18 protein-coding genes are annotated in these 16,505 nt (G+C 37.1%); 13 read left to right on the forward strand and 5 right to left on the reverse strand.

The genetic code is table 11. From position 1 onward, the window contains the following. The first annotated feature begins 105 nt into the window (after positions 1-105). The 7 genes from V6R96_RS04645 to V6R96_RS04675 all read left to right on the forward strand — a co-directional run bounded on the left by V6R96_RS04645 (position 106) and on the right by V6R96_RS04675 (position 6,500). A complete protein-coding gene (locus tag V6R96_RS04645) occupies positions 106-858 on the forward strand; it encodes a hypothetical protein (protein ID WP_336378143.1) in 753 nt (250 codons plus the stop codon). Next, positions 846-1,397, forward strand: a complete 552-nt coding sequence (locus V6R96_RS04650) for an acyl-CoA thioesterase (RefSeq protein WP_048500903.1) — start codon at positions 846-848, stop codon at positions 1,395-1,397. The genes V6R96_RS04645 and V6R96_RS04650 overlap by 13 nt, the downstream gene beginning before the upstream one ends. 121 nt (positions 1,398-1,518) lie before the next feature. Next, positions 1,519-1,869 (forward strand): GxxExxY protein, encoded by a 351-nt coding sequence (locus tag V6R96_RS04655; protein ID WP_336378144.1) that lies wholly within the window; start codon positions 1,519-1,521, stop codon positions 1,867-1,869. A gap of 44 nt (positions 1,870-1,913) precedes the next feature. Beyond that, positions 1,914-2,843: a 2-hydroxyacid dehydrogenase gene (locus V6R96_RS04660; RefSeq protein ID WP_336378145.1), complete on the forward strand. Its 930-nt coding sequence runs from the start codon at positions 1,914-1,916 to the stop codon at positions 2,841-2,843. Positions 2,844-2,996: 153 nt separating this feature from the next. Continuing rightward, positions 2,997-4,259, forward strand: a complete 1,263-nt coding sequence (locus tag V6R96_RS04665; RefSeq protein ID WP_223557708.1) for a serine hydrolase — start codon at positions 2,997-2,999, stop codon at positions 4,257-4,259. Positions 4,260-4,282: 23 nt separating this feature from the next. Further along, on the forward strand, positions 4,283-6,037 hold the full coding sequence (locus tag V6R96_RS04670; RefSeq protein ID WP_223557707.1) for an Ig-like domain-containing protein: 1,755 nt from the start codon (positions 4,283-4,285) through the stop codon (positions 6,035-6,037). Between the two features lie 4 nt (positions 6,038-6,041). After that, a complete protein-coding gene (locus V6R96_RS04675; protein WP_111958584.1) occupies positions 6,042-6,500 on the forward strand; it encodes a heme-binding domain-containing protein in 459 nt (152 codons plus the stop codon). A 60-nt stretch (positions 6,501-6,560) separates the two neighbouring features. On the opposite strand, the gene V6R96_RS04680 is transcribed toward V6R96_RS04675, so the two are convergent. The 5 genes from V6R96_RS04680 to V6R96_RS04700 all read right to left on the reverse strand — a co-directional run bounded on the left by V6R96_RS04680 (position 6,561) and on the right by V6R96_RS04700 (position 10,867). Continuing rightward, positions 6,561-7,079: an NUDIX domain-containing protein gene (locus V6R96_RS04680; RefSeq protein WP_336378146.1), complete on the reverse strand. Its 519-nt coding sequence runs from the start codon at positions 7,077-7,079 to the stop codon at positions 6,561-6,563. Between the two features lie 41 nt (positions 7,080-7,120). Further along, positions 7,121-8,035 carry a site-specific tyrosine recombinase XerD gene (gene xerD, locus V6R96_RS04685; RefSeq protein WP_111958588.1) on the reverse strand — a complete coding sequence of 305 codons (915 nt, stop codon included), beginning with the start codon at positions 8,033-8,035 and terminating at the stop codon, positions 7,121-7,123. Positions 8,036-8,041: 6 nt separating this feature from the next. After that, entirely contained in the window at positions 8,042-8,464 is a 423-nt protein-coding gene (locus tag V6R96_RS04690) for a dCMP deaminase family protein (RefSeq protein ID WP_111958590.1), read from the reverse strand. 43 nt (positions 8,465-8,507) lie between these two features. Further along, a complete protein-coding gene (locus tag V6R96_RS04695; RefSeq protein ID WP_336378147.1) occupies positions 8,508-9,275 on the reverse strand; it encodes an enoyl-CoA hydratase-related protein in 768 nt (255 codons plus the stop codon). Between the two features lie 104 nt (positions 9,276-9,379). Then, the gene (locus V6R96_RS04700) at positions 9,380-10,867 is read right to left on the reverse strand and encodes a catalase (protein ID WP_111958594.1); all 1,488 of its coding nucleotides are present in this window, start codon (positions 10,865-10,867) and stop codon (positions 9,380-9,382) included. A 132-nt stretch (positions 10,868-10,999) separates the two neighbouring features. Between V6R96_RS04700 and V6R96_RS04705 the strand changes: the two genes are divergently transcribed. From V6R96_RS04705 to V6R96_RS04730, 6 genes are all read left to right on the forward strand, one after another. Further along, on the forward strand, positions 11,000-11,950 hold the full coding sequence (locus V6R96_RS04705; protein WP_111958596.1) for a LysR substrate-binding domain-containing protein: 951 nt from the start codon (positions 11,000-11,002) through the stop codon (positions 11,948-11,950). Between the two features lie 229 nt (positions 11,951-12,179). After that, the gene (gene metK / locus V6R96_RS04710; RefSeq protein WP_111958598.1) at positions 12,180-13,460 is read left to right on the forward strand and encodes a methionine adenosyltransferase; all 1,281 of its coding nucleotides are present in this window, start codon (positions 12,180-12,182) and stop codon (positions 13,458-13,460) included. 83 nt (positions 13,461-13,543) lie between these two features. Continuing rightward, positions 13,544-14,035: a hypothetical protein gene (locus V6R96_RS04715; protein WP_336378148.1), complete on the forward strand. Its 492-nt coding sequence runs from the start codon at positions 13,544-13,546 to the stop codon at positions 14,033-14,035. Between the two features lie 197 nt (positions 14,036-14,232). After that, the gene (locus V6R96_RS04720) at positions 14,233-14,823 is read left to right on the forward strand and encodes an RNA polymerase sigma factor (RefSeq protein ID WP_111958602.1); all 591 of its coding nucleotides are present in this window, start codon (positions 14,233-14,235) and stop codon (positions 14,821-14,823) included. Between the two features lie 204 nt (positions 14,824-15,027). Next, positions 15,028-15,723: a YjjG family noncanonical pyrimidine nucleotidase gene (locus V6R96_RS04725; protein ID WP_336378149.1), complete on the forward strand. Its 696-nt coding sequence runs from the start codon at positions 15,028-15,030 to the stop codon at positions 15,721-15,723. Positions 15,724-15,974: 251 nt separating this feature from the next. Continuing rightward, positions 15,975-16,424, forward strand: a complete 450-nt coding sequence (locus V6R96_RS04730) for a PepSY-like domain-containing protein (protein ID WP_223557701.1) — start codon at positions 15,975-15,977, stop codon at positions 16,422-16,424. Positions 16,425-16,505 lie beyond the last annotated feature (81 nt).

Below are 16,505 nucleotides of genomic sequence, written 5' to 3' on the forward strand. Positions count from 1 at the left end.
CATTCAATTTTATACCTATTTATCAAAAGACTGTTCAGGCAGTCTTTTTTTATATCCTACAAATCTCTTCAAAAAGTCACGAAAAAATTATAAATTTGCTGCCAAATGAATATTTCAGCTTACATTTTAGAATATCTGAAACAATTTGGAACTGTGACGGTTCCGGGATTCGGTGCGTTTTCGCTTAAAAACTCCAAGGCAATTATTAATTCTGAGAACGGAAGCATTCTTCCGCCTGCAAGCGAGATCGTTTTTGCAGTGGATTATGAAATACAGTCTGACGAGCTGGCTGCCTTTATAGCCGGAGAAAAGCAGATGTCTTTAGAGGCTTCCAGAAGTGACTTGAAAATCCAGACTGATTTTTGGAAGAAAAAACTTCAGGCAGATCAGTTTCTGGAAATTCAGAACCTCGGAGCTATCCATATTGAAGATGATAAGACGCATTTCAAGGGGAAAAGAATAGAAGCGGGGCATCCGGACTTTTATGGGCTTGAAGAGATCAGGCTCTCGGATATCAACAATGGTGAAAAAATAAGTACTAAAGAAAAGAGAGAGAAAGATTATACATTCAAAAAATCTATTCTTTGGATTTTTCTGCTTGTCATTCCTGTTTTAGGAATTCTGTATCTGGCATTCACCCAAAGAGAACTTCTTTTCGGAAAAAAATCTTTTGATAAAGTTTCTGTCCAGACTTCTACACATAGAATTGTAAAAGACACCGTAAAAGTAATGGTACAAGGTCCGGAAACGGCTGTTTCAGATTCCCTGAAAAAAGATTCATTAGCAAAACCAGCCGGAAAAGGCATAAAACCCGCTTCGGCAGCTCAAAACAACACTAAGACTCAATGGCAAAAGTAAAAAAAGCGTCAGAATCTCTGACGATCATGACCAATATTGTTCTTCCGAACGAAACCAACTCTTTAAGAAACCTTTTCGGAGGTGAACTTCTTGCAAAAATGGACCGTTGTGCTTCTATTTCTGCAGCCAGACACTGCGAGAGAAGAGTGGTAACAGCTTCTGTAAATCACGTTTCTTTCAATCATCCTATCCCTGAAGGTGGGGTAGTGGTTCTGGAATCTAAAGTTTCAAGAGCTTTCTCTACTTCAATGGAGGTGTATGTGGATGTTTGGTTGGATGATCCGATCAATCAGAAGAAAGTTCATACCAATGAAGGAATTTATACTTTCGTTGCAGTAGATGAATTCAACCGTCCTATTCCTATCCCGGACATGATTCCCGAAACTGAAGAAGAAAAACTGAGACATGCTGCTGCTTTCAGAAGAAAAGAACTGTCATTAATCCTTTCCGGAAGAATGAAGCCCCTGGAATCGGTGGAACTTAAAAAATTATTCCAGGAACCGGAAGAAACAAAAGAGTCAAAGAAAGATAAAAAATAAAAAATTAAACACAAATAACATGAATGGATGGCACGAATTTTCACAAATGGTTTGTGCCTAATCAAATGAAAAAAAATAATAAAGATGGATATTTCAGAAAATGATATATCAAAAATTGTTTATGAAGCAGGGTAATATAGTCCATAAGTCATTAGGACCGGGACTTTTGGAAAGTGCTTATGAAGAATGTTTGTTTTATGAATTAAATAAATTTGATATTCTTGTAGAGAGGCAAAAACCGATGCCATTAGTTTATGATGAGGTTAAAATGGATATTGGTTATAGGCTTGACTTTTTAATTGAAAAAAAATTTGTGCTGGAAATAAAATCCATAGAATCATTAAAAGATATTCATTTAGCACAAATACTTACATACCTTCGCCTAAGTAATTGTAAACTTGGAATGTTAATTAACTTTAATACACTTCAGTTTAAAAATGGAGTTAAAAGAGTGATTAACGGCACTTTATAATTGTGTTATTTGTGAAATAAATTAGTGCCATTTGTGTTTAAACTATGAAAATACTTCTTTTAGATAAAAACCATCCTCTCATCACAGAACAGCTTTTAGCTAAGAATTTTGTATTAGAAGAAGATTTCACATCTTCCTATGATGAGGTTTGTCATAAAATTGATAACTATGACGGAGTTATCATCAGAAGCAGAATTCCTCTGGATAAAAACTTTCTGGAAAAAGGGAAAAGCCTGAAGTTTATTGCCAGAGTAGGAGCGGGAATGGAAAATATTGATATTCCAGTTGCAGAAAAACTGGGAATTCAGTTGATCAATTCTCCGGAAGGTAACAGAGATTCGGTAGCAGAACATGTTGTAGGGATGCTGTTGATTTTAATGAACCGTCTTTTTATCGCTTCTCAGGAAGTGAAAAACGGAATCTGGCTTCGTGAAGAAAATAGGGGAGATGAGCTTCTCGGAAAAACGGTAGGGCTTATAGGATATGGAAACATGGGGAAAGCTACAGCAAAAAGATTCTCAGGATTTGGCTGTAAGGTTATTTTTCATGATATTCTTCCTGGGCTTTCTGATGAATATGCTACACAAGTCAGTTTAGAAGAATTAAAACAATCTGCAGATATTCTGAGCCTGCATATTCCGCTGACTTCTGAAACTCACTATCTTATTGATGAAAAGTTTATTTCAGAAATGAGAAAAGACTTTTATTTAATCAATACAGCCAGAGGAAAAAACGTAGAAACTAAATATTTAGTTGAATCTTTAAAGTCAGGGAAAGTAAAAGGTGCCTGTCTTGATGTTCTTGAATATGAAAAGGCATCTTTTGAAAATCTGGAAACAGAAAATGAAGATCTTAAATACCTTCTGGAATCTGAAAAAATAATCGTAACACCACACATCGCCGGATGGACTCACCAAAGCAAAGAAAAGCTGGCACAGGTGATCGTGGACAAGATAATTGCTTCCTACTGTTAGGAAAAATCTAAGGCAAAAGATAAAATTACTCATTGCCTGTGTCTTTATCCCTTTCGCGAGTTTCATCTTTTATGTTAAATAATTCATAATATACGCTTCGAACTGAAAATTTATTTTGAGTTTTATTAAATTGCTGCTCATTTTTTGATACTCATGACGAAGCGTAATTTTTTACTTATTGTAGCTGTTTTTTTATCCTTTATTTCCTGTAAAAAAAATTCTGAATCCAAGCAGACTTCAGCTGAAAACACGACTAATCTTCCAAACTACGGAAATGTAGATCTGGGCAATGTTTTTACCAAAGAAGACAATCAGCTTGGAGATAAAGGAATACTCACAGGGTACATCGACCAGTATTATAAAAAGATCTGGGAAGGTGGAGATCTGAGCGGAGGGATACTCGTCGCAAAAGGAGATGATATTCTGTATGAAAACTACAGAGGTTTCGGCAGAGAAGGAAACCAGATGCCGATTGATAAAAATACACCACTGCATGTAGCTTCTGTCTCAAAGACGTTGACGGCTATGGCCATGCTGAAATTGGTGGAAGCTGGAAAAATAAAACTGACCGACCATCTTACCCAATATTTTCCGGGGTTTCCTTATCCGAATGTCACTGTACAGACATTGCTGGATCAGAGAAGCGGTCTTCCGAAATACGAATATTTTATTGCCAAAATACAGCCGGCTCCGGCAGAACTTTCAAAATCTTTTATTACCAACCAGGATGTTCTGAATATGATCATCAAATACAAACCAGATCTGGCAAGGGATACGGATACAGGTTTTATGTACTGCAACACCAACTTTGCGATGCTGGCTTTACTGATAGAGAAGATCACCAAAACTCCGTTTCCGCAGGCCATGAAAGAAATGGTATTTCAGCCTTTGAAAATGGAACATACTTATATTTTTCAGGAGAAAGATATTCCTACAGCCGCACAGTCTTTTTATTACGGCGGAAACAGACTATATCCTTTAGACAGGCTTGACCTTATCTATGGTGATAAAAATGTGTATACAACGCCGAGGGACCTTTATAACTTCTCAAAAGCCATGTTTTCAAAAGACTTCTTAAAGCCTGATCTGATGCAGATGGTTTTCACACCGTATAGCAACGAGAAAGCAGGAATGAATAATTACGGACTCGGTTTCAGGATGAAGATCTTTGACAATGGCGAGAAACTTACTTATCATAACGGATGGTGGCACGGAACCAATTCCGTATTTGCCCATCTGCTGAAGTCAAAAGTGACGATCGTAGCTATTGGGAACAAATATTCAGGGAAAGTATATACAGCATTGGCTTTATCAGGATTATTTGAAGATTTTCCGGCTCAGAAAGATAAGCTGCACAGTGTAATGAACGACAATAAAGATACTTTGAATGCCGGACATGAAGTTTTTGGAGAATAATGTTTAATTTTGCTTAAACATATATGAAAAGACTTCTTCTATTATTCGTTATCTGTTTTCTTGTACACTCATGTGCAAGAGTAGGATCTCCCGTGGGAGGACCGAAAGATACCCTGGCTCCAAAGTTTTTAAGCTCAAATATTGACACTACAAGAGTTAATGTAAAAAGAGACATCCATGAGCTCAGACTGGATTTCGACGAATATATTACCTTAAAGGATATCAATAAAAACCTGATCATTTCTCCGCCTATCAAAAATATAAAGCGGATTCTTCCTTCCAACATCGCCAATAAGTTTGTGATGATCCAGTGGGAAGATACCCTCCAGGCCAATACGACTTATAACTTCAACTTTGGAAACTCAATTGCTGATAATAATGAGTCTAATATTCTTAGGTATTTCAATTTTGCTTTTTCTACAGGAGATAAGCTGGATGATCTTTATATCAGCGGTGAAATTTCGGATGCAGTAGCGCTTAAAAAGAAAGAAGGAGAAAATAAGCTTGTTGTAGGGCTTTACCAGGTGAAAGATACGATGAATTACAGACAGAAACCCTATTACATTACCAAAGTGGATGAAGATGGGTATTATGAACTTAACTATCTTACCCCGGGAAAATATAAGATTATAGCCTTTGAGGATGAGAATAGTAATTCTATTTATGATCCGGGAAAAGAAAAAATAGGATTTCAAAAAGAAGCTGTAGATGTTGAAAAGTCTGTTTCAGGATTAAATTTAAAAATATATCCTTCCAAAAAGCCTTTGAAATATCTTGAAATGAAAGAAAGTCCCGGAGGAGTTATCATGACATTTGAAGGAAACCCTGAGAATGTGAAAGTAGCCTCTGTAAACGAAAAGCTTCAGGACATTAAAGTGACCCACCGCCCGAAATCGGATACCGTAAAAATCTGGTTTGATGCTGTAAAAAGCGATGTGGGGCAAACGGTTACTGAAAATCTTAAATTCAGCTACGATATCGGGAGCAAGCAGGATACTGTTTCCGTATTCTATAAATACAACAAGAAAAATGCAATGGATCTTGAAAATGACAGTGGAGGCCCATTATTGGCTCCGAATTCTGACTTTAATATCAGATCCGGCTATATCATCGATAAGATAAGTCCTGAAAAGTGGACTCTTAAAAGTGACAGTTTAACCACTCAGGAATTTACTGCTAAAATCTCTGAAACAGATCCTTACCAGATTCAGATTCATTCAGATTTTGTGAATGGCAAAAAATATCAGCTTACGATTCCAAAGGAGACGGTATCGTCCTATTACGCTAAAAATGTACAGTCAAAACGTTTTGATTTCGAAGTAGAAAAGGTAGATCAATTCGGAAGTCTTGCATTTAATATACAGAATGCACCGGAGGCCAGTTATTGGATCCAGCTCCTGGATGCTTCGGATAAAGTTATTTATTCAAGATATACCAAAGGAAACAGCGTGAAATTTGACATCCTGAAACCTAATGAATATATCGTAAGGATACTGGTGGATAACAATGGAAATAAATTCTGGGACGAAGCGGATTTTGAAAAAGAAACTTTTGCTGAAGATTCCTATGTCTTTTACAAAAAAGCTGTTGTGCGGCCGTTATGGGAAACCAAGGAAGACTGGGACCTGAAAGATACCAGAACGCTGGATAATCCTAAAGGAAATATTCCTAAGCCTGTAGATGCTCCTGCGGAAACACCAAAAGATACCGTACAGAAAGAATTGAATAAAGAAGTGAAGTCAGAATCCGGAAATGCAGTCTTAACACCGGTAAAATAAAGCTATGAATACATTAAAGAAAGTGTTATTCTGGGCGCTGGTTGTTTTTGCACTGATGCAGTTTATTTCTATTGATAAAGTAAATAAGCCTGTCAATACAGCAGTTAACTTCGTCGATACAAAAAAGACTCCGGAAAAGATCAGGGGTTTGATAAAAGGAGCCTGTTACGATTGTCACTCCAATGAAACAGTATATCCCAAATATGCTTATGTTGCGCCTATTTCGTGGTCTGTAAAAAGCCATGTGAATGAAGGCCGGGAGCATCTCAATTTTTCTGTTTGGGGTACATATAACAAGGAACTGAAGGAAAGCATGCTGAGCAAATCCATTCAGACAATCCAAAGCAAAGCGATGCCTATGCCGGGATATATCGTCTATCACAAAGAAGCTAATCTTACAGACGCTGAAAGAACACTACTAGTTCAGTATTTCGAAGATATGCTGAAATCAAAATCTTATTAATATCAAATAAAATAACTCCCACACATCGTAATCTGCGGGAGTAAATTTCTTTATAATAACTTACCGGTTATTCTTCAGATATTCTACAAAAAATCTCTGCTGAGATTCAAAAGCAATATCATCAAGTTCCAAAGCATTCAAAGGAATCCAGGTCGCTTCTGATATTTCAGAAAGCTCCAGGCTCACCTCAAACTTTTCCTGAACACGATACTCATAAAAAAGATCGATTGTATTGTAATCAATTTCTTTATACTGATAGACGTTCGGGAGGCTGGTAAGATACTTTAGTTTTGAAATATCCACATCAAGCTGAAGCTCTTCAAAAAGCTCTCTTTTGCACGTTTCCTCTGCGCTTTCCCTTGGATCTACAAAACCTCCGGCCAGATCAAGTTTTCCCTTTTTAGGTTCCCTGTTTCTTCTGGTAAGGTAGATTTCATCACCACATCGGATAACAACAGCTACCGCGCCGGCAACGTTATTGTAGAGGGTAAAACCGCATTCGGGACAGCTCCATTTCTTTTCGCCATCCCAATGCAGGGTTTCTTTGCCACAGCTCGGGCAGTATTTCAATAATTTCATCTGTTAACAATATTTTTTCAAAAGTCAGATGGAACTTCGTTTTATTGAGCAATATTAATATTTCTCGGGTGATAAGTTAAAATCACATCCCGAAGTTCTTCTGTTTTCAGATGAGTATAGATCTCCGTAGTGGTAATACTGGAATGTCCCAGCATTTCCTGGATATAACGAAGGTCTGCCCCATTCTGTAAAAGGTGCGTTGCAAAAGAATGTCTGAAAGTGTGTGGAGATATTTTTTTGCTTACCCCAGCTTTGTCTGTAAGTTCTTTAATGATCAGAAATACGATTACTCTGGACATGGATGTTCCACGGCTGTTAAGAAACAGCGTATCCTCATATTTTTTATTGATCTTGCTTTTCGAACGTACTTCTTTAATGTAAGTTTCCAAAAGTTCAGCAGTATAATCGGCTAGAGGAACGAAACGTGTTTTGTTGCCTTTTCCGTTTACTTTAATGTACTGTTCTTTGAAATTGATGTTCGAAATCTTAAGGTCAATAAGTTCCGAGACACGTAATCCGCATCCGTAAAGAACTTCAATGATACAATGATTTCTCTTTCCGAGGTCAGAATGCGACTCAATGGCTGCAATAATCTTATTGATGTCAGGCAGGCTTAAGGTGTCAGGAAGATACAATCCTAGTTTTGGACCTTCAAGCAGTGAGGCAGGATTATCTTCTCTGAACTCGTCCTCAAGCAGAAACTTGAAGAAAGCTTTTATCGAAGAAATCCATCTTGCTTGTGATCTTTCGCTGAACTTCTGTTTGGAAAGATTGAAGATATATTCCTGTAAGTTTTCGTAACCGATAGAGTCTGGACCGACGTTTTCCAGATCCACTTCGGCATAATCTTTTAATTTTTTGATGTCTCGAATATAGGCATCGAGAGTGTTTTCTGAAAAATTTCGTTCGAAACGAAGAAATATTTCAAAATCTTTGATCTTTTCATCCCAGGTCATTTGTGCTTATTTTTTTAGTTCACAGTCCGATATTTGTTCTATTTCAATGTTATGGTTTCTCAAGAACGCTATCCCGTCGTCGTCTGAATACTCATTAATATACACAAGTCTTGTAATTCCAGCCTGCAGAATCAGCTTACTGCATTCTTTGCATGGCGACAGCGTTAAATATAACGTAGCACCTTTTGCAGACTGAGTGGAAGCGGCCAGCTTTAAGATAGCATTGGCTTCCGCATGAAGTACATACCAGTGTGTTTTTCCTTCTCCATCTTCACAGCAGTTTTCAAATCCCGAAGGAGTTCCGTTGTAACCATCTGAAATAATCATCCTATCTTTTACGATAAGAGCTCCTACCTGTTTTCTCTTACAGTAGGATAATTTTGCCCACTCTTGGGCCATTTTTAGATAAGCTTTATCAAACTTATTCATACCGCAGCATTAGTTTTTTTCGAAATAATTTGGATTAAAAATCTTAGAAATTAGGCTTTCTTTTCTCTAAAAAAGCGTTAACTCCTTCTTTCTTGTCGTTCATTTCAAAAAGTTCTCCGAAATACTTGATTTCAGATTCAAAACCTTTATCCGTGTCAGACAAGTTTACGGCTTGGATGGCCTTTGATATAGCCATTGGTGAGTTATTGGCTATAATATTCGCTAATTCTTTTGTTTTGGTTAATAATTCTTCAATAGGGTATACTTCATTCACCAATCCGATTTCCTTTGCTTTTTGAGCAGGGATCATTTTGGCTGAGAAGATCATTTCGTTGGCAATACCTTTTCCTACCAATTTAGGAAGCCTTTGAGTCCCTCCATACCCCGGAATTAATCCCAGAGTAACTTCCGGAAGCCCCAGTCTTGCATTCTCTGATGCATATCTGATGTGGCAAGCCATAGCTAGCTCTAAACCTCCTCCCAATGCGAAACCGTTCACGGCTGCAATAACAGGCTTAGATGTATTTTCAATTTTGTTGAACAGGGTATTATGCCCGTTTCTGGCCAGTTCTTCGGCTTTTTCCTGTCCAAAATCACTGAATTCTTTTATATCGGCTCCCGCTACAAATGATTTTTCGCCGCTTCCTGTAATAATAATTACTCTACAGGACACATCAGCGTTAAGTTCATCCATGGCTGAGCTTATCTCTTGAATCGTTTTTGCGTTTAAAGCATTTAAGCTTTGAGGTCTGTTTATGGTTACAACAGCTAATTTCCCTTCCTTTTCTAATAATATATTTTCGTAACTCATTTTTCCACTATAAAATATTATTTTTTGCAAATTATGAATTTTTTGCAAAAAAAAGGAAAAAATATTAGTTTTTTTTCCTTTTACTTAATGAATCCTTCAAAATCCTATTTCGAATGATTCATCATATTAGCATCAATATTGATATTTAGCTGAGATGCCACTTTCATGCCAAGTTCTATATTAGTCCTGAAAAAGTGACATAATTGACGGTTGATGATCTCATCTTTTTTCGGCCCGGAAATTCCTCTCATACTTCCTACGATGTTGCTGATTAGGTGCTCTCTATCTTCAGCGGTCATAGATTTTGTATACAGTAATCCGGGTTGGGTATAATGATCATCATCATTTTCATTTCTGTTATAGCTGGCAACATGGGCACTGTCCAGCTCATATTCATAATTCTTATAAACCGGATCCGGCTTAATGTCATCAAAGCTGTTCGGGAAATAATTCGGTTTATCCTGGTATTGACTGGAATCTGCCATAAAACCGTCTCTCTGGTAGTTGTTGACTGCAAAAGGGCATCGATTCACTTCCAGCTGGTGAGCATTGACTCCCACTCTGTATCTGTGGGCATCGGGATAAGAGAATAACCTTCCCTGAAGCATTTTGTCCGGAGAAAAGCTGATTCCGTTAATAAGACTGCTTGGTGAAAATGCAGACTGTTCCACATGTGCAAAATAATTGACCGGAACTTCATTCAGTTCCATTTCACCTACTTCGATCATCGGGAAATCATCATGAAACCATACTTTCGTAATATCAAAAGGATTCCATCTGAAATCTTTTGCCTGCTCTTCCGTCATCACCTGGATATACATGGTCCACTTCGGAAAATCTCCATTTTCAATGGCGTTGCAAAGATCTTCCTGTGCAAAATCAGGGTTTTCTCCAGCCATCTTTACGGCCTCTGCATCAGTGAAGTTTTTGATTCCCTGTTTTGTTATAAAATGGAATTTTACCCAGACTCTTTCATTTTGAGCATTGATCATCGAAAAAGTATGTGATCCGAACCCGTGCATATGTCTGTAACCATAAGGTGTTCCTCTGTCAGACATTAAAATAAGAACCTGGTGAAGAGATTCCGGATTATGGCTCCAGAAATCCCACATCATCGTGGCACTCTTTAAATTGGTTTTCGGAACTCTTTTCTGGGTATGGATGAAGTCTGGAAATTTTTTGGCATCCTTAATAAAGAATACCGGCGTGTTATTTCCTACCAGATCCCAGTTCCCGTCTTCCGTATAAAATTTTAAAGCAAAACCTCTCGGGTCCCTTGCTGTATCTGCACTTCCTTTTTCACCCCCTACAGTAGAAAACCGGGCAAACATTCTGCATGAGTTTCCTATTTTTGAAAATAATTTGGCTTTTGTATACTGACTGATGTCGTGTGTTACGGTAAATGTTCCGTAGGCTCCGGTTCCTTTGGCGTGCACAATTCTCTCGGGGATTCTTTCCCTTACAAAGTGCGCAAGGTTTTCCTGAAGAATGAAATCCTGCAGCAGGACAGGCCCTCTGGGACCTACTGTCTGTGAGTCCTGATGTTCAAAATAAGGTGCGCCATTGCTTAGCGTTAATTTTTTAGAATCCATATAGTTATGATTTGTATGGTTGATTTCCCTTGTAAACTGTCTTATGCAGACGTATTAAATATCAAATTTACTTGAATTTTTGATTACAAATAGCAAAAACATTTTATCTTTGTAATAGATAATATTAATCAGATGAACATTCAGCAACTGGAGTATCTTATCGCTGTAGATAAGTACAAACATTTTGGTAAAGCAGCTCAGGCATGCTTTATTACACAGCCTACATTAAGTGCGATGATACAAAAATTTGAGGATGAACTGGATGTGAAGGTGTTCGACAGAACAACACACCCAATCCGTACTACAGATGTTGGGCTCCAAATCATTGATCAGGCAAAGGTAATTATAGAATCTGTCAATGAGCTGAAAAATAAAGCCAACCTTTTGAATAATATTTTAGGAGGAACGATCAATTTAGGAATCATTCCTACCGTTTCTTCTTTCATTTTGCCGACAGAAATCTTTAAATTTTTGGAAGATAATCCGAAAATCCAGATGAATGTAAAAGAAATGACCACAGACAATATTGTCAAGGCTTTAAAAGCAGGTGAACTGGATGCCGGAATTATTTCTACCCCTTATGATTCTGCTGATGAATTTTATCAGGACTTTCTTTTCAATGAAGAATTGATGATCTACAGCTCCAATACGGAAGCGAATAAAAAGAACTCTTACATCATACCTGAAGAACTGAATGTGGAAAAAGTCTGGCTCCTGGAAGAAGGGAACTGCCTGAGAAACCAGTTTGAGAATATCTGTCATTTAAAAGAAAATACATTAAAGCCTAAGAATTTGGATTTCTTAGCATCCAATATTCAGACTTTGGTCCATATGGTGGATAAAGTGGGAGGGATCAGCATTCTGCCGGAATTAGCGTTGAGCCAGCTTTCGGAAGAGCAGAAGGAGAATGTTTTCAGGTTCAAAAAACCTTTTCCTTACAGAGAGATCAGCATTATTTACTATAAGCCGACTTTTAAGCAGAAAATTATTGATGAGCTGGCGCTGTCTATCAAAAAATCTCTTGAGCTTAAACTGAATTATCATGTAAACCCAAAGGAATTTGTGAGCATCAAACCGCAATGAACTAAGAAGACTGCAAAGTGATATAAATCATTAATCTTAAGAAAATTACAATTAATAAGCAAAAACCTTTAGTATTAAAAAAATAGTACTTAAATTTGCGAACGTTTATAAACGAGGAAAAATTTGACCTGATTGCAACCTCTCTAAAAATATGCTAAAACAGTATTCTTTCTAGGCAATTTATTCTTATTTTTCTTCATATATTTTAATCTAAAAAACAAAGAATAATATGTCTTATCTATTTACATCTGAATCAGTTTCAGAAGGACATCCGGATAAAATTGCCGATCAGATCTCCGATGCATTAATCGATCACTTTTTAGCATATGATAAAAGCTCTAAGGTAGCATGTGAAACCCTTGTAACAACAGGGCAGGTCGTGCTGGCCGGAGAAGTGAAGTCCGATGCATATCTTGATGTTCAAACTATTGCAAGAGATGTTATTAACGGAATTGGATACACTAAGGGAGAATATATGTTCAACGGAGATTCGTGTGGAGTAATTTCCGCGATTCACGAACAGTCTCCGGATATCAACCAGGGAGTGGACAGAGCAGTAAACGACGAATCTTTTGAAGCCAAAGCTAACGCACAGGGAGCTGGTGACCAGGGGATGATGTTCGGTTATGCAACCAACGAGACGGCTAATTATATGCCTCTTGCTTTAGACCTTGCCCACACGATCCTTAAAGAACTTTCTGTATTGAGAAGAGAAGGGAACGAAATCGCTTACCTTCGTCCGGATGCAAAAAGCCAGGTAACAATTGAATATTCTGACGATCACAAGCCGGTAAGAATTGATTCTATTGTGGTTTCTACACAGCATGACGACTTTGGAACTGAAGAAGAAATGCTGGATAAGATCCGTGAAGACATCAAAAAGATCCTGGTTCCAAGAGTGGTAGCTCAACAGACTGAAGAGATCAAAGCATTGTTCAACGATCAGATCAAATATCACATCAACCCAACAGGGAAGTTTGTGATCGGAGGTCCTCACGGGGATACAGGTCTTACGGGAAGAAAAATTATCGTAGATACCTACGGAGGAAAAGGAGCTCACGGTGGTGGTGCTTTCTCTGGAAAAGATCCGTCGAAAGTAGACAGAAGTGCTGCTTACGCTACAAGACACATTGCTAAAAACTTAGTGGCTGCAGGAGTAGCTGACGAAGTTCTTGTACAGGTTTCCTATGCAATTGGTGTTGCTGAACCTTGCGGTTTGTATATCAACACTTATGGAACCGCGAAAGTAGATCTTCATGATGGTGATATTGCTAAAAAAGTGACTTCAATCTTTGATTTAAGACCTTATGCCATTGAGCAGAACTTAAAATTAAGAAATCCTATCTACCAGGAAACGGCTTCTTACGGGCATATGGGGAAAGAGCATTATATAGCTGACAAAACATTCAATAAAGGTCAGAAAAATGAAATTACCCTTACAGGTCTTGAGTTCTTTACTTGGGAAAAACTTGACAAAGTAGACGAAATTAAAGCTGCTTTCGGCATTTAATTTGTCTTCAGAAATAATAAATAGGACTGCTTTATCTTTGGGTAAGGCAGTTTTTTTTAATTTTACACCTTAAATAATTAGAGATGATGAATTTTAGATCAACAGTTACCGTACTTTTTATATTTTTCCTGAGCATAGTGGCAAGGGCACAGTATACCATGCATAAAATGGTCACCGTAGGATATACATACCAGAACCAAAGCTTTGGAGAATTGGGAGGGAAGCTGCTTTTTCTGAAGAATGATGATGTGATATACCGTTTGGGTGCATCTGCTTTAATGGGATCCGCCGGGTCTAAGTTTGCGATCATGCCGAAACTGCAGGCTGATGTTCTTCTTAATTTTGAAAAAAATGTAGATTTCTACCACTCATATTATCTTTTAATTGGGGCAGAAGGAACTAATAAATATATCGCACCAAAAATAGGAGTTACTCTTTTCGGCCTTTTGGATCTTACCGGAGGCTATGCTTTCCCAATCGGAGAGGCCCGTTTGAACGGAAAAGAGCTGAAAGGCTTAAATGTTAATTTAACATTAAATATTCCTACAGTCTTTATTCATGATATGTTTAAGTGATTTTTTTTAAATTTTCCCGTAAAAATTTAATAATAGGTTAACAGTTATTAAAAAATTATTATATTTACACCATATAATAATTGTACTGCCTATTGATTTTACTTTACTCTAAAAAACTGTTTTGTATTTACAGCTAGGGCCAGATAAAATATCTGGAGAATTGCTGGTCTGCAAATTTTTTATTATTGAGAAGAGTTATGAAATCAAAAACGGACAGCCTACTAATTTCCCTTTATCAGAAAGGAGATGAAGAAGCCCTATCAGCCCTTATTCATCGTCATCAGAGAGAACTGTTTACATTCATTTTTTACAAAATTAATGATGAAGACCTGGCCAATGATGTTTTTCAGGATACATTCATGAAAATCATCCTGATGTTGAAAGAAGGACGATATAACGAAGAAGGAAAATTTATTCTTTGGGCAAAAAGAATTGCACACAACCTTATTATTGATCATTTCAGACTGAAAGCGAAAAACGTTAAAGTTTCAGAAACTACTTTTGAAACAGATGAGTATTCTATTTTCGATCTGATCCGGGAGCCTTCAGAAAATATTGAAGAGCAGCTAGTAACGTTGCAGATCCAGGAAGATCTTTTGAGGATGCTTCAGTTCTTGCCACAGAATCAGCAGGAAGTTATTAAATTAAGATTTTTCGATGGCTTAAGTTTCAAAGAAATTGCAGATCATACCAATATGAGTATCAATACCACATTGGGAAGAGTACGTTATGCGCTCATTAACCTGAGAAAAATCATGGACGAAAATAACATTGTATTGACACGTTAGAATAATATTTTCGAAAAATTCACGTTTAAAGGAAAACATACTTTCGCCTATGAAAAAAAATGATTCCTTAAAAGTGAAAACTTTGAAACCTAAGAAACAAACAATTGATTTTTTACTGAGTTACTCCAAAAGTCTTGAATTGGTACAAACCAAAAGCAAGAATTTCCCGATTTCCAAAAATTAAATTGAGTAATTTTGTGCTGTATGAAAATTCAGCACATTTTTTTTGACCTGGACAATACGCTCTGGGATCACCGTAAGAACGCTTACCTTACCATCAAAGACCTTTTTGAAAAACAGGAAATCACCTTACATTATAATATCGACTTTGAGGCCTTCCATTCTGTCTATCATGAAATTAATGAGAGCCTTTGGGAAAAGATCAGAGACGGTATTATCGGTAAAGAATACCTGAGAAAACACCGTTTCTATGATACTTTCAAACATTTCGGAGTGGATGATGAAGAGCTTTCGCAATATTTTGAAGAGCATTTCCTGGATAAGATCCTCAACCACAACGAGCTGGTAGAAGGTGCAGAGTACATTTTGGAATATCTGAAATCAAAAGGTTATACGTTGCACGTTATTTCCAATGGCTTCCAGGAAGTAACAGAGAGGAAATGCATCCTTTCAGGAATTGATAAATATTTCAAAACCATTACCAGCGCTGATTCTGTAGGGGTGAGAAAACCCAATCCGAAGATCTTTGAATATTCGTTGGGGCTTGCAGAAGCCGGTAAAGAAGAAAGTATCCTGATTGGTGACGACTGGATCGCGGATGTTGTCGGGTCCCAGAATTATGGAATTGATGTAATCTTCTTCGATGTGTATAAAGAAAATAAGCAGGAAGAAGGTCTGAAAAGTATTACCCATCTTTTGCAGATTAAAGAATATTTATAAAATACACAGCTTTCAATAGCTACAAAATTTATTTTTTTGAACCATTAAGATGATTGAAGGTCTTAAGTTTAATTAAGAAAAAATCAAATGATTTTATTAAGCAGCAGCTTTCTTAATTTTCTTAAACACTTATCTGATCTTAATGGTTCAATTTTTTTTCATTATTCATTCTCCACTTTTCATTTTTCCTAATTCTTTCCTAAATTGATTCTGAACTTTGCTCCATAATAAAACAGAAAAAATTTAAGATTATGAGAAATTTTAGGAAAATCACCGGAGCATTCGTTTTAATTTTCTTACTGGCAGGCGGATTTATCTTTGCACAGGACAAAGCAATCAATGCCAATCAACTGCCTAAAACGGCTAAAAATTTCCTTGCCTCCCATTTTAAAGGTGTTGCTGTAGGATCGGCAATCGAAGACAGAGAAATCTATGGTGTTGATGAATACCAGGTCTATCTTGCTAACGGGATGAAGGTAGAATTCGACAGTAGCGGAGACTGGAAAGAAGTGGACGGAAAACATCAGAAGCTGCCTTATGCATTTATTCCGGCATCGATCAGGAACTATGCTGCTAAGAACTTTCCAAATACCTATATCGTTAAGATAGAAAAAGAAAGGTGGTCTTATAAAGCAGAACTTTCTAACGGCCTGGATCTTGAATTTGACAGAAAAGGAAACTTCAAGAGAATTGATGATTAATTCAATTGAAAAAATATAGCTGAAGGAAGATGAAAGCTAGAAGATGGAAGTTTTTAAGTAACAGTATCGATTGAAGAATAT

The sequence above is a fragment of the Chryseobacterium sp. CCNWLW53 genome, assembly GCF_037083525.1.
In the GTDB taxonomy this organism is placed as follows: domain Bacteria; phylum Bacteroidota; class Bacteroidia; order Flavobacteriales; family Weeksellaceae; genus Chryseobacterium; species Chryseobacterium lathyri.